At 75.6% G+C, this 12,916-nt stretch carries 15 protein-coding genes; 6 read left to right on the top strand and 9 right to left on the bottom strand.

Annotated features, from left to right (window positions below; translation table 11 throughout):
- The first annotated feature begins 69 nt into the window (after positions 1-69).
- Positions 70-261: a 50S ribosomal protein L28 gene (gene rpmB / locus ACI8AF_RS13575; RefSeq protein WP_456540246.1), complete on the top strand. Its 192-nt coding sequence runs from the start codon at positions 70-72 to the stop codon at positions 259-261.
- Positions 262-402: 141 nt separating this feature from the next.
- Here rpmB and ACI8AF_RS13570 read toward each other — a convergent pair whose 3' ends face one another.
- The 3 genes from ACI8AF_RS13570 to ACI8AF_RS13560 are packed head-to-tail and all read right to left on the bottom strand — an operon-like array spanning position 403 to position 2,574.
- The gene (locus ACI8AF_RS13570; RefSeq protein WP_456540245.1) at positions 403-1,032 is read right to left on the bottom strand and encodes a cytidylate kinase-like family protein; all 630 of its coding nucleotides are present in this window, start codon (positions 1,030-1,032) and stop codon (positions 403-405) included.
- Complete coding sequence (locus ACI8AF_RS13565) at positions 1,020-1,550, bottom strand: GNAT family N-acetyltransferase (RefSeq protein ID WP_456540244.1); 531 nt, start codon at positions 1,548-1,550, stop codon at positions 1,020-1,022. Before ACI8AF_RS13565 ends, ACI8AF_RS13570 begins: the two co-directional genes overlap by 13 nt.
- Positions 1,534-2,574, bottom strand: coding sequence for a thiamine-phosphate kinase (locus tag ACI8AF_RS13560; protein ID WP_456540243.1), 1,041 nt, complete (start codon positions 2,572-2,574; stop codon positions 1,534-1,536). The genes ACI8AF_RS13565 and ACI8AF_RS13560 overlap by 17 nt, the downstream gene beginning before the upstream one ends.
- Positions 2,575-2,687: 113 nt before the next feature.
- Here ACI8AF_RS13560 and ACI8AF_RS13555 point away from each other — a divergent pair, with 113 nt between their 5' ends.
- On the top strand, positions 2,688-2,921 hold the full coding sequence (locus ACI8AF_RS13555; RefSeq protein WP_179715053.1) for an Lrp/AsnC ligand binding domain-containing protein: 234 nt from the start codon (positions 2,688-2,690) through the stop codon (positions 2,919-2,921).
- Positions 2,922-2,997: 76 nt separating this feature from the next.
- Complete coding sequence (locus ACI8AF_RS13550; protein ID WP_456540242.1) at positions 2,998-3,525, top strand: DUF3515 domain-containing protein; 528 nt, start codon at positions 2,998-3,000, stop codon at positions 3,523-3,525.
- 1 nt (position 3,526) lies between these two features.
- Here ACI8AF_RS13550 and ACI8AF_RS13545 read toward each other — a convergent pair whose 3' ends face one another.
- Genes ACI8AF_RS13545 through ACI8AF_RS13530 form a run of 4 tightly spaced genes read right to left on the bottom strand, consistent with a single transcriptional unit; the run spans position 3,527 to position 7,028 of the window.
- On the bottom strand, positions 3,527-4,183 hold the full coding sequence (locus tag ACI8AF_RS13545) for a DUF7373 family lipoprotein (protein ID WP_456540241.1): 657 nt from the start codon (positions 4,181-4,183) through the stop codon (positions 3,527-3,529).
- A 3-nt stretch (positions 4,184-4,186) separates the two neighbouring features.
- Positions 4,187-5,317, bottom strand: a complete 1,131-nt coding sequence (locus tag ACI8AF_RS13540; RefSeq protein WP_456540240.1) for a cystathionine gamma-lyase — start codon at positions 5,315-5,317, stop codon at positions 4,187-4,189.
- Positions 5,314-6,309 carry an NAD(P)H-dependent glycerol-3-phosphate dehydrogenase gene (locus ACI8AF_RS13535; RefSeq protein WP_456540239.1) on the bottom strand — a complete coding sequence of 332 codons (996 nt, stop codon included), beginning with the start codon at positions 6,307-6,309 and terminating at the stop codon, positions 5,314-5,316. The genes ACI8AF_RS13540 and ACI8AF_RS13535 overlap by 4 nt, the downstream gene beginning before the upstream one ends.
- The gene (locus ACI8AF_RS13530) at positions 6,306-7,028 is read right to left on the bottom strand and encodes a lysophospholipid acyltransferase family protein (protein WP_456540238.1); all 723 of its coding nucleotides are present in this window, start codon (positions 7,026-7,028) and stop codon (positions 6,306-6,308) included. Before ACI8AF_RS13530 ends, ACI8AF_RS13535 begins: the two co-directional genes overlap by 4 nt.
- A 166-nt stretch (positions 7,029-7,194) precedes the next feature.
- Here ACI8AF_RS13530 and cofC point away from each other — a divergent pair, with 166 nt between their 5' ends.
- Genes cofC through ACI8AF_RS13515 form a run of 3 tightly spaced genes read left to right on the top strand, consistent with a single transcriptional unit; the run spans position 7,195 to position 10,861 of the window.
- Complete coding sequence (gene cofC, locus ACI8AF_RS13525) at positions 7,195-7,833, top strand: 2-phospho-L-lactate guanylyltransferase (RefSeq protein WP_456540237.1); 639 nt, start codon at positions 7,195-7,197, stop codon at positions 7,831-7,833.
- Positions 7,834-7,875: 42 nt separating this feature from the next.
- Positions 7,876-9,963, top strand: coding sequence for an RNA degradosome polyphosphate kinase (locus ACI8AF_RS13520; protein WP_456540236.1), 2,088 nt, complete (start codon positions 7,876-7,878; stop codon positions 9,961-9,963).
- Entirely contained in the window at positions 9,947-10,861 is a 915-nt protein-coding gene (locus ACI8AF_RS13515) for an NUDIX hydrolase (protein WP_456540235.1), read from the top strand. The genes ACI8AF_RS13520 and ACI8AF_RS13515 overlap by 17 nt, the downstream gene beginning before the upstream one ends.
- A gap of 62 nt (positions 10,862-10,923) precedes the next feature.
- Here the strand turns inward: ACI8AF_RS13515 and leuD are convergent, their stop codons facing one another.
- Together leuD and leuC are read right to left on the bottom strand one after the other, a co-directional pair.
- Positions 10,924-11,523, bottom strand: coding sequence for a 3-isopropylmalate dehydratase small subunit (leuD, locus tag ACI8AF_RS13510; protein ID WP_456540234.1), 600 nt, complete (start codon positions 11,521-11,523; stop codon positions 10,924-10,926).
- Positions 11,524-11,561: 38 nt separating this feature from the next.
- The coding region (leuC, locus tag ACI8AF_RS13505; protein WP_456540233.1) for a 3-isopropylmalate dehydratase large subunit at positions 11,562-12,916 on the bottom strand (1,355 nt) is incomplete at its 5' end.

Raw genomic sequence — 12,916 nt, 5'->3', positions numbered from 1 at the left:
CCGACGGACTTCTTCGCGGGCGCTCTCGCGCACCGCTGATCTGCAACGACCTCCTGGGAGTGATCCACCGTGGCTGCCAACTGCGACGTCTGCGGCAAGGGCCCCGGTTTCGGTATGTCGGTGTCGCACTCGCACCGCCGCACGCCGCGCCGTTGGAACCCGAACATCCAGTCCGTGCGCGCCCTCGTGGCGCCGGGCACCCGCAAGCGCATCAACGCCTGCACCTCGTGCATCCGCGCGGGCAAGGTCGTCCGCGTCTGAGCTGAGGGGCTCACGCCCGAGAACCCCGGAGGTCGCCGACCTCCGGGGTTCTTCGCGTCCGCCCACGAGCGATGCGCGGCGATGGCGGGTTCCGGCCCGGGGATGCGCCGTGGACGCGCACCACGGGCGCCGGGCCCCGCCTCAGCGGGGGCCGATCCCCCGTGCGGTCGCGGCGAGCACGACGACGTCCTCCACCGTCTCCAGCGGCAGGACGGTGCTGTCGACCACCAGGTGGTAGTGCCGCGCCGAGGCCGGGTTGCAGCGGTAGAAGTGCCGCACGTAGGCCTCCCGGGTGCGGTCGGTGGCCTCCATCTCGCGGCGCACCTCCGCCTCCGGCCGGCCGGAGCGCGCCACGGCCGCCGCCAGCCGCCGCTCGGGCGGGCCGTCGAGCCGCACGTGCAGCGCGTCGAGGCGGTCCCCGAGCACGAGCGCGGCCGCCCGTCCGAGCACCACTCCCCCGGCCCCGTCGGCCATCTCGGCCAGCACCTTCTCGGTCTGGTGGCGGTAGGCCCGCTCGTCCGGCAGGGACGACGAGGGCACCACGCCGCCGACCGGGTCGGGCATGGTGCCCAGCGAGGCGACCAGCCGCCACAGGCCGCGCACCACCGTCTCGTCGTTGGCCTCGGCCTCGGCCACCGGCACGCCCAGCCGGCCGGCCACCTGGGCGGGGATGGCCCGGTCGTGGAACGGCAGCCCCAGCCGCTCGGCCACGGCCCGCGCCACCTCGGCACCCGCGGCTCCGTACGCCGCGGAGATCGTCACGACGCCCACGAGCGCTCCTCTCCCCGGACCACCGACGGCAGCTCCTTGCCGAGGAATACGGCGTCCGGCGCGTCGGCGTAGATCCCGTACCCAGGCACCGGGCCGTATCCCGCGTCGGCGTACAGCGCGAGCGCCTCGGGCTGCCGGTTGCCGGAGTTCAGCACGGCCGCCCGGTGCCCGGCGGCCGCCGCGCTGGCCTCCAGCGCCGCCAGGACGACCCGGGCCAGCCCCAGCCGCCGGAAGCCCGGCTCGACGTACATCCGCTTGACCTCGACCACGCCGTCCCGGTGCACCCGCCACGCGCCGCACCCGGCCGGGACGCCGTCGACCTCGGCGACCAGGAACAGCCCGACGGGTGGCACGAACTCGGCCGGGTCGACGACGGCCCCGTCCGGTCCGCCGTAGCGGACCGTGTACTCCTGCTGCACGCGGGCGACCAGCTCGCGCGCGACCGGGTCGTCGTACGGCACGGCCCGCAGCCGCACCGCGCGGCCGTCGCGCAGCACCGCCTCAGCCGAAGTGGACATGCCCGGGGGCCTCCGCGCCGACCGCCCGCGCGGCCTCGGCCGCCGGCTCTCCGCTCACCTGCACCGCCGGATCCTCCCCCGCCGCGTGCACCGACCCGACGGCCACCCACCCGTCGGGGAGGGCGGTGCCCCCCGGGAAGGTGGCGACCAGGGCGTGGTCCTCCCCGCCGGTGAGCACCCACGCCATCGGGTCGGCACCCAGCGCCGACGCCACCTGCTGCAGCGGGCCGGGCGGTTCCAGGCACACGCGCACCAGCGCGGCCCGGTCCAGGTCGACGAGCACGCCGCTGGCCCGCGCGATGTGCCCGACGTCGGCCAGCAGCCCGTCGCTGACGTCGCACATGGCGGTGGCGCCGGCGGCTGCCGCGGCCGGTCCGGCGGCGTACGGCGGCGCCGGGCGCCGGTGCGCGGCCACCGCCGCCAGCGGGCTGGCGAAGCCGCGGCGCAGCACCGCCAGGCCGCACGCCGACCAGCCGAGCCGGCCGGCCAGCGCGACGACGTCCCCCGGGCGGGCGCCCGACCGCAGGACCGGCGCCCGGCCGCCCAGGTCGCCCAGCGCCGTCACCGACAGGACGACGGCGGAGCTGTCCGGCGCGGTGGCCACCGTGTCGCCGCCGACCACCGCCGCACCGAGCGGCGCGCACTCCTCGGCCAGCCCGGCGGCGACCCCCTCGAGCCACGCGGTCGGGGTGTCCGGCGGGCAGGCCAGCCCGACCAGCAGCGCCGTCGCCACGCCGCCCATGGCCGCGACGTCGGCGAGGTTGGCCGCGGCGGCCTTGTGCCCGACGTCCTCGGCCGAGGACCAGTCCCGCCGGAAGTGCCGGCCCTCGACGAGCACGTCGGTCGTCGCCACCACGCGGCCGTCGGGGGCGCGCAGGACGGCGGCGTCGTCCCCGGGCCCCACCTCGGCGGCGGTGGCGTGGCCCGACCGCGCCACCACGCGCGCGATGACGCCGAACTCGCCCACCACCTGGACGCTGTCGGCGGGGTCGCTGCGCGGGACGAGGGGGCGCGGGCGACTCACGGGGTGACTCCCGTCGCTCCCGTAAGGTGGCGCAACGGCGGGCACACCGCCGCTCGCTCACGCCCGCTCCGCCGCACGTCCCCATGGCAGCGCTGCCCCAGGAAGGGTCTTCCGTGGTCCACGCCTACATCCTCATCCAGACCGAAGTCGGCAAGGCCGCGCAGGTCGCCTCGACCATCAGCGAGATCGACGGCGTCACCAAGGCCGAGGACGTGACCGGGCCCTACGACGTGATCGTCCGCGCGGAGGCCGAGACGGTCGACGAGCTGGGGCGCCTGGTGGTGGCGCGGGTCCAGTCGGTGGACGGCATCACCCGCACGCTCACCTGCCCGGTCGTCAACCTCTGACGCCCTGAGCACGCAGATCGCGCCCGGGACGACCGACCGCGACGACCAGCCCCGCGACCCGTTCCGGCGGCTGGCCGTGATCGCGACCGCCGTCCTCGTGCCGGTGGTGGCCGCCCTGGTCGTGCTGGTCAACGTCCTCGGCGGCGGCGGGCCCGACGACGTGGCGCAGGTCGAGGGCGCGCCGACGCTGCAGCGGGAGGACCTGCCCCCGCTGCCGGTCGAGGCCCCGCCGGTGGCCCCCGGGGCCGAGGCGCCCTGCACCACGCTGCTGGGCGCGATGCCCCTGGAGCTGGCCGGCGAGCTGTCGCGGCCGGTGCGGTCCGACTCGCCGTTCGTCTACGCGTGGGGCGATCCGCCGGTCGTGCTGCGGTGCGGCGTCGACCGGCCGGCCGGGTTCGACGTGACGGCCAGCCTCATCCAGATCAACGCCGTCCAGTGGTTCGTCGACGACTCCGACCCCGACGTCGTCGTGTGGACGGCCGTCGACCGGCCGGTCCACGTCGAGGTGCGCATCCCGAGCTCGATCGACAGCGGCCCCGCGACGGCGCTGAGCACGATCATCGCCACGACCCTGCCGTTCCAGGAGCCGCAGCCGGGGCGGTGAGTCAGGACGGCGGCAGCCGCTCCAGCTGGTCCGCCAGCAGCGCCTCCACCTCGGCGGCGGCCGCATCCGGGGTCCCGGCCACCGCCGTCACCGAGACGCTGAACACCCCGGCCCCGCACCACGCCAGCACGGCCGGGCCGGGCAGGTCGTCCGCGGGCTCGGGCACCTCGATCAGCCGGCAGCCCCCCGGCACTCCCGGCGCGTCCTCGCGCAGCACGCCGCCGTAGTGCTCGGCGTCGTTGCCGGCCAGGTCGTGGGCGTAGGCGGCCGCGCCGGCGCGGCTCTCGAACTGGTAGACGAACACGCTGGTCACCGGGCCCCGCGCGGCGTCGGTGCCCCAGAAGCGCTCCCACCCGAACCGGAAGCCGTAGCCGGCCAGCGCCTCCCGCTCGTCGGAGGGGTCGCCGGCGTAGGCGGCGACGTCGGGCGGCCACTTCTCCCCCGCGGGCGGCGACAGGGCGTCGTCGGGCAGGCGGGGCAGGCCCGAGGGCACCTCGGTCACGACCAGCCGTTCGAGCTCCTCCGGCGAGGACGGCGGCGCGGTCGTCGGAGCGGCGGTGGCCGAGCCGGCCGTCGTCCGCCAGCAGCCGGTGACGGCGGGGAGGGCGCAGAGCAGCAGGGAGGCCAGCAGCCCGCGGATCCCGACCCGGCCGGCCACCCGTCAGACCGCGTCGAGTGCGGCCGCGAGGTCGGCGACGAGGTCGGCGGTGTCCTCGATCCCGCAGGAGAACCGCACGAAGCCGGGCGCCACCGCGTCGCCGCCCCACTGCGCCCGGCGGTCGGCGGTGCTGTGCACCCCGCCGAAGCTGGTCGCGGCGGTCCACAGCCGGCTGGCGGCCAGCATCCGGCCGACGGCGTCCTCGCCGGGCAGCGTCGCCGAGACCACGCCGCCGGGCCGCAGCATCTGCTGCGCCGCCAGCTCGGCCGACGGGTCGCCGGGGCGCCACGGCCACCGCACGCCCGTGACGGCGGGGTGGTCGGCGAGCAGGTCGGCGACGGCGGCGGCGTTGGCGGCCTGCCGGGCCAGGCGCAGGTCGAGGGTGCTCATCGAGCGGTGCCCCAGCCAGGCCTCGAACGGCCCGGGCACCGCCCCGGTCGCGTCCCGCCAGGCCTTCATGCGGGCGTGCAGGTCGTCGTCGGTCGTGCTGACGTGCCCGAGGAGCAGGTCGCTGTGCCCGGTCAGCGCCTTGGTGTCGCTGCCGATCGTGACGTCGGCGCCGAGCTGGAGCGGGCGCTGGCCGAGCGGCGTCGCCGTCGTGTTGTCCACGGCCAGGACGGCGCCGGCGGCCCGGGTCGCGGCGGCGACGGCGGCGATGTCGCACACGTCGAGCTGCGGGTTGCTCGGCGTCTCCAGGAGCACGAACCGCGCGCCGTCGAGGTCGCCGCGCGCGGCCACCTGCCCGATCTCGGTCGTGGCGACGTACTCGACGCGCATGCCGAAGCGGCCGAGCTCGGCGGCGGCCAGCACACGGGTGGCGTAGTAGCCGTCGGCGGGCAGGACGACGCGGTCGCCGGCCCCCGCGCAGGCCAGCACGGCGGCGCTCACCGCGGCCATCCCGGTGGCGAACGCCAGGCAGCGGCCGCCGTCCAGCTCACCGATCGCGTCCTCGAGCACCCGCAGCGTCGGGTGCTCGGTGCGCGCGTAGGCGTCGGCGCCACCGGTGCGCGGCGGGACGTCGCCGAGGTGGAACGGCGCGGCGAGCACCGGCGAGGGCCGCAGCGGCGCCCCCGGGACGGCGGGCGGCTCCCCCGCGCGGACCGACCGCGTCCCGTCCCCGTACGGAGGACTCACTCCGGCTTGGCCTCCCGGCTCATGATCTCGCGGACCAGGTTCTTCGGGGACTCGCCCTCGTGGCACACCCGGACGACGGCCTCGGTGATCGGCACGTCGACGCCGTGGGCGCGGGCGAGGTCGAGCACCGAGCGGCAGCTCTTGACGCCCTCCGCCGTCTGCCGGGTGCTCCGCTGCACCTCCTCGACGCTCATCCCCCGCCCCAGCTTCTCCCCGAACGTGCGGTTGCGCGACAGGGGCGAGCTGCAGGTCGCGACGAGGTCACCGAGCCCGGCCAGGCCGGCGAAGGTGGTCAGCTCCGCCCCCAGCGCGAGGCCCAGCCGGGCGGTCTCGGCCAGCCCGCGGGTGATCAGCGAGGCGCGGGTGTTGTCGCCGAAGCCGAGGCCCTCGGCGATGCCCGCGGCCAGCGCGATGACGTTCTTCACCGCGCCGCCGAGCTCGCAGCCCACCAGGTCGGTGTTCGTGTACGGGCGCAGGTAGCGGGTGACGCAGGCCGCCTGCAGCGCCTCCGCCCGGCCCGGATCGGGGCAGGCGATAACGGTGGCGGCCGGCTGCTCCTCGGCGATCTCGCGGGCCAGGTTGGGCCCCGACAGCGCGGCCACCCGCTCGGGACCGGCGCCGCTCACCTCGCAGATCACCTCGCTCATCCGCTTGGTGGTGCCCAGCTCGATGCCCTTCATCAGCGACAGCAGGCTGGCGTCGGCCGGCAGCAGCGGCGTCCACTCGGTGAGGTTGGCGCGCAGCGTCTGCGAGGGGACGGCGAGGACGACGACGTCGGCCGCCACCAGCGCCTCCCCCGCGTCGGCGGTGGCCCGCACGCCGCCGGGCAGCCGGATGCCGGGCAGGTAGTCGCGGTTCTCGCCGTCCTCGGTGATGGCCTTGGCCAGCTCCGGCCGCCGGGCGAACAGCGCCACCTCGCAACCGGCGTCGGCGAGGACCTTGGCGAACGTCGTCCCCCAGGAGCCCGCCCCCAGGACCGCCGCCCGCGTCACGCCGCGCTCCCGGAGACGTCGCCGGGCAGCTCGCGCCGCGGACGGGGGTGGAACGTGGTGGGCGGCGTCTCCCCCCGGAGCTCGCCGAGCAGCTCGCGCACGCGGCCCATGATCAGGTCCGTCGTCTCGCGCAGCAGGTCGGGCGTGAGCGCGCGCCCGGCGGCCACCTCGGCGCGCAGCGCGGACAGGTCGACCGGCTCGCCGACGAGGTAGTCGGCCGGGGAGCGCAGCCGCAGGTGCCACTTCTTCGTGTGGTAGTCGTGCAGCCGCTGGGGACCCCACTGGGCGACCGGGACGACGACGGCGTCGGTGGTCAGGGCGAGCCGGGCCACGCCCGTCCGCGACTCCATCGGCCACCAGTCCGGATCGCGGGTCACCGACCCCTCCGGGTAGATCACGATGACGTTGCCGGCGGCGAGGTCGGCCTGCGCGGCGGACACCGAGCCGCGGGCGTCGGTGGTGAAGCGGGCGACCGGGATCTGGCCGGCGTGCCGCAGGATCCAGCCCACGGCGCCCTTGAACAGCGACTCCTTCGCGAGGAAGTGCGGGATGCGGCCGTTGTCGAAGACCAGCCGCGCGCAGGCGAGGGGGTCGAGGACCGAGACGTGGTTGGCCACCACGAGGACCGGGCCGGTCGGCGGGATGCGCTCGCCGTGCCGGTAGCGCAGCCGGAACAGCAGGGACGCCGTCGGGTAGACGGTCAGGATGCACAGGGCCATGCCGGCCGGCACGGGCCCGCGCGTCCGCCACTTCGAAGGTCGCGGCTGCTCCGCCACCGGCACCACCCCTCCCTCGGTGTGATCCCGCCCATGATCGACCCTGCGGCGCCGGAGCACCGCAGGCGGGTCCCCGGCGCGCCCCCACCGGTGTGCTCACATTGTGGGTGTGACGACCTGGTCGGTGGTGGTGCCGGCGAAGCTGCTGGCCCGCGCCAAGACCCGGCTGCGGCCGCTCACGGCCGGCCTCGGCGGCACCGCGCACACCGACCTGGTGCTGGCCTTCCTCGCCGACACCGTCGCCGCGGCCCTCGACTGCCCCCGGGTGGGGCGGGTGCTCGTGGTCACCGACGACCCGGCCGCGGTCGAGACGGCGCGCGCCCTCGGGGCGGCCACGGTGCCCGACGTGCCGGACCGGGGCCTCAACCCCGCGCTGGAGCACGGGGCCCGGGCGGCCGGGACGACGGCGGTGGCCGCGCTCTCCTCCGACGTCCCGGCGCTGCGGCCGGAGGAGCTCGCCGCGGCCCTCGACGCGGCCGCCGGGGCACCGCGCTGCTTCGTGCCCGACGCCGACGGCACCGGCACCACGCTGCTCACCGCCGTCGGCACCGCCCTGGACCCGCGCTTCGGCCGGGACTCGGCGCGGGCGCACGCGGCCAGCGGCGCGCGGCGGCTGGAGGGCGACTGGCCGGGTCTGTCCCTCGACGTCGACACCGCCGACGCGCTGCACGCCGCGCTGCGGCTGGGCGCCGGCCCGGTCACCACGGCTCTCGCGCGGCGGACGGGGTTGACCGGCGCGACGCCGTGAGAGGCGGGCACGCCGTTCACGTTCGTGCGGCACGATGACGGCGTGGCACCGGAAACCGCGTCCGCGCGGACCCCTTCAGTCGAGCAGCGGCTGCCCCCCGACCGTTTCCTGAACCGCGAGCTGTCCTGGCTGGACTTCAACGCCCGCGTGCTCGAGCTGGCCGAGGACGAGTCGAACCCGCTGCTCGAGCGGGTGAAGTTCCTGGCGATCTTCGCCAGCAACCTCGACGAGTTCTTCATGGTGCGCATCGCCGGCCTCAAGCGGCGGCAGAGCACCGGCCTGACGGTGCGCTCGCCCGACGGGCTGACGATCCGCGAGCAGCTGGCCCGGGTCATCGAGCGCACCCAGGACCTCGTGCACCGCCACACCAACGTGTTCCTCAAGGACGTCGCGCCGCGCCTGGAGGACGCCGGCATCCGGATCGTCCACTGGGAGGACCTCGCCGAGGCCGACACCAAGCGGCTGCGCGAGTACTTCCGCGACCAGGTCTTCCCGGTCCTGACGCCGCTCGCCGTCGACCCCGCGCACCCGTTCCCCTACATCAGCGGGCTCTCGCTCAACCTCGCCGTCTCGGTGCGCGAGCCCGAGGGCGGGTCGTCGCACTTCGCGCGGGTGAAGGTGCCCAACAACGTGCCGCGGTTCGTGCCGGTGGGGTCGGTGGACGGCGGGGCGACGTTCCTCCCGCTCGAGGACCTCATCGCCGCGCACCTGCCGCAGCTGTTCCCCGGCCTGGAGGTGCTCGCCCACCACCTGTTCCGGGTGACCCGCAACGCCGATCTCGAGGTCGAGGAGGACCGCGACGAGGACCTGCTGCAGGCCCTCGAGCGCGAGCTCGCCCGGCGCCGGTTCGGCCCGGCGGTGCGGCTCGAGGTCACCGACACCATGGACCCGCAGATCCTCGAGCTGCTGCTCTCCGAGCTGGAGATCGGGCCGGAGGACGTCGTCGAGGTGCCGGGGCTGCTCGACCTCGCGTCGCTGTGGGGCCTCTACGACCTCGACCGCCCGGAGCTCAAGGACGAACCGTTCGTCCCGGCCACCCACCCGCGGCTGTCGGAGGGCGAGACCCCCAAGAGCGTCTTCGCCACGCTGCGCGAGGGCGACGTCCTGGTCCACCACCCGTACCACTCGTTCGCCACCAGCGTGCAGCGCTTCATCGAGCAGGCGGCCGCCGATCCCAACGTGCTGGCCATCAAGCAGACGCTGTACCGCACCTCCGGTGACTCGCCGATCGTCAACGCGCTGATCGACGCCGCCGAGGCCGGCAAGCAGGTCGTCGTCCTGGTCGAGATCAAGGCGCGGTTCGACGAGGAGGCCAACATCAGCTGGGCGCGCTCGCTGGAGCGCGCCGGCTGCCACGTGGTCTACGGGCTGGTGGGGCTCAAGACCCACTGCAAGACCGCGCTGGTGGTCCGCCGGGAGGGCGGCGTGATCCGGCGGTACTGCCACATCGGCACCGGCAACTACAACCCCAAGACGGCGCGCACCTACGAGGACCTCGGCATCCTCACCGCCGACCCGCGGGTGGGCGCCGACCTGACCGACCTGTTCAACACCCTGACCGGCTACTCGCGGCAGACGGCCTACCGCTCGCTCATGGTGGCCCCGCGGGGGATCCGCAGCGGCCTGGTCGACAAGATCCGGCGGGAGATCCGGCACGCCGAGGAGGGCCGGCCGGCCGGGATCCGGATCAAGGTCAACTCGCTGGTCGACGAGCGGATCATCGACGCGCTCTACGAGGCGTCCAACGCCGGGGTCCCGGTGGACCTGGTCATCCGCGGCATCTGCGCGCTGCGGCCCGGCGTGCCCGGCCTGTCCGAGAACATCCGGGTGCGCTCGATCGTCGGCCGCTTCCTGGAGCACTCGCGGCTGATGGCCTTCGTCAACGGCGGGGAGCCGGAGTTCTGGCTGGGCAGCGCCGACCTCATGCACCGCAACCTCGACCGGCGCGTCGAGGTGCTGCTCAAGGTCTGCGACGACGCCGCGCGGCAGGAGCTGCAGGAGATCGTCGACTTCGCCATGGCACCCGACGTCCGGTGCTGGCAGCTCGGCTCCGACGGCGCGTGGACCCGTCGCGGCGACCGCGACTACCAGGCCCAGCTGCTGGCCCGGGCCGGTGAGCACGCTGGCTGAGGGGCTGGTGCTGGCCGCGGGTGGTGCGGTCTGGCGCCCCACGCCCGAGGGCGGCCTGGAGACGGTGGTGGTGCACCGGCCGAAGTACGACGACTGGTCGCTGCCCAAGGGCAAGCTCGACGCCGGCGAGCACCCGCTGCAGACCGCGGTCCGGGAGGTCGGCGAGGAGACCGGGCTGGCCGTCGTCGCGGGCCGGCGCGGCGTGCGCACCCGGTACCGGGTGGCGGAGGGCGACAAGCAGGTCGACTACTGGCTGATGCAGGCCGTCGGCGGGGAGTTCACCCCGAACCACGAGGTGGACGAGCTGCGCTGGCTGACCGTCAAGGAGGCCCTCGACCTGGTCACCCACGACCACGACCGCGCCGTCCTGGCCGACCTCGAGCGCGACGACGTCCCGCGGGCGCCGTCGCTGCTGCTGGTCCGGCACGGCAGCGCCGGGAACAAGCAGGAGTGGGACGGCCCCGACGACCTGCGCCCGCTGGACGGCAAGGGACGCCGGCAGGCCGCCCGGCTGGCCGAGGTGCTGCCGCTGTTCGCCCCGACGACGGTGCTCTCGGCCGAGCGCACGCGCTGCCGGGAGACCGTCGAGCCGCTGGCCGAGCGCCTCGGGGTCGACGTCCTCCCGTGCCCGGAGCTCGGCGAGGAGGAGTTCTCCGCCGACCCCGAGGCCGGCCTGGCGGTCGTCGAGCGGCTCCTCGGCCCGCGCGAGCCGGGGGTCACCGTGCTGTGCAGCCAGGGCGGCGCGATCCCCTCGGTGGTGCAGAGCCTCGGCGTGCGCTGGGAGGGCGTGAGCGGGGCGCTGTGGCCGCCGTCGGCCAAGGGCAGCACCTGGGCCCTCGGCGGCCGCCCCGGCGCCCTCGCCGCCGACTACTACCGCGACTTCGCCGCGCCGTCCTGAGTGGCCCCTCTGCAGGGTCCCGCCGCGAGCGTGCGAGCGGTGGGGGGGGCAGCGGGGTCCTCTCAGCGGGCCGGGAGGGCCTGCGGCTTCCACGAGGGGCGCCGGGCCTCGTAGGCCTCGATGTCGGCGAGGTGGCGCTCGGTGAGGCCGACGTCGTCCAGGCCCTCGAGCAGCCGCCAGCGCACGTAGTCGTCGATCTCGAACGGCACGACGGCGTCGGCGTAGGAGACGGTCTTCGCCCGCAGGTCGACGGTCACCGGCAGCGCAGGGTCGGCCTCGATCGCCGTCCACAGCTTCTCGACCTCCTCCTGCGGCAGGATCACCGTGAGCAGGCCCGACTTGGTCGAGTTGTTGCGGAAGATGTCGGCGAACCGCGAGCTGATGACCACCCGGAAGCCCCCGTCGAGCAGCGCCCAGTTGGCGTGCTCGCGGGAGGAGCCGGTGCCGAAGTCCGGGCCGGCGACCAGGATCGAGGCGTCGGCGTACTCCGGCCGGTTGAGCACGAAGTCGGGCTCGTTGGTGCGCCAGGCGATGAACAGCCCGTCCTCGAAGCCGGTGCGGGTGATCCGCTTGAGGTACTCGGCCGGGATGATCTGGTCGGTGTCGACGTTGCTCCGCCGCAGCGGGGCCGCGGTGCCGGTGTGGGTGGTGAAGGCGTCCATCAGGCGGGGATCTCCGAGGGGGTGGCGGGGCGGGCTGGTCAGACCGTCTCGAGGTCGGCGGGGGCGGTCAGGCGGCCGGTCAGCGCGGTCGCCGCGGCGACGGCCGGCGACACCAGGTGGGTGCGCCCGCCCTTGCCCTGCCGGCCCTGGAAGTTGCGGTTGCTGGTCGAGGCGGAGCGCTCGCCGGGCTTGAGCTGGTCGGGGTTCATGCCCAGGCACATCGAGCAGCCCGCGCCGCGCCACTCGGCGCCGGCCTCCAGGAAGACCTGGTCCAGCCCCTCCGCCTCGGCCTGCGCCTTGACGCCCACCGAGCCGGGGACGACGAGCATCCGGGTGTCGGCGTCGATCCGCTTGCCGCGCAGCATCTCGGCGGCGACGCGCAGGTCCTCGATCCGGCCGTTGGTGCAGGAGCCGAGGAAGACGGTGTCGACCTTGATCTCGCGCAGCGGGGTGCCGGCGGTCAGGCCCATGTAGGCCAGCGCGTCCTCGGCGGCGCGGCGGTCGCTCTCGTCGGCGAAGTCGGCCGGGTCGGGCACCCGCTCGGAGATCGGCAGGCCCTGGCCGGGGTTGGTGCCCCAGGTGACGTAGGGGGTCAGCGACGAGGCGTCGATGTGCACCTCGCGGTCGAAGACGGCGTCGTCGTCGGTGCGCAGCGTCCGCCAGTACTCGACCGCGGCGTCCCAGTCGGCGCCCTGCGGCGCGTGCGGCCGGCCCTCCAGGAAGGCGAACGTGGTCTCGTCGGGGGCGATCAGCCCGGCGCGGGCGCCGGCCTCGATCGACATGTTGCAGATCGTCATGCGCGCCTCCATCGAGAGCTTCTCGATGGCGCTGCCGCGGTACTCGATGACGTGGCCCTGGCCGCCGCCGGTGCCGATCTGCGCGATGACGGCCAGGATGACGTCCTTCGCCGAGACGCCCGGGGGCAGCTCGCCGTCGACGGTCACCGCCATCTGCTTCGGCCGGTACTGCGGCAGGGTCTGCGTGGCCAGCACGTGCTCGACCTCGCTGGTGCCGATGCCGAACGCCAGCGCGCCGAACGCGCCGTGGGTCGAGGTGTGGCTGTCGCCGCAGACGATCGTCGTGCCGGGCTGGGTGAGGCCGAGCTGCGGGCCGATGACGTGCACGATCCCCTGGTCGCGGTCGCCCATGGGCGCCAGCCGGATGCCGAACTCGGCGGCGTTGCGGCGCAGCGCCTCGACCTGCGCGCGGCTGACCGGGTCGGCGATCGGCTTGAGGACGTCGAGCGTCGGGACGTTGTGGTCCTCGGTCGCCATCGTCAGGTCGGGACGGCGGACCGGGGGGGGGGGGGGGGGGGGGGGGGGGGCGGCGGGGGGGGGGGGGTGGGGGGGGGGGGGGGGGGGGGGGGGGGTGTTGTGGGGGGGGGGGGCCGTGG

This window comes from Blastococcus sp. SYSU D00669 (assembly GCF_054050715.1).
Note: the sequence above shows the minus strand (reverse complement) of the source record. Positions and strands in the feature narration are given on the sequence as shown.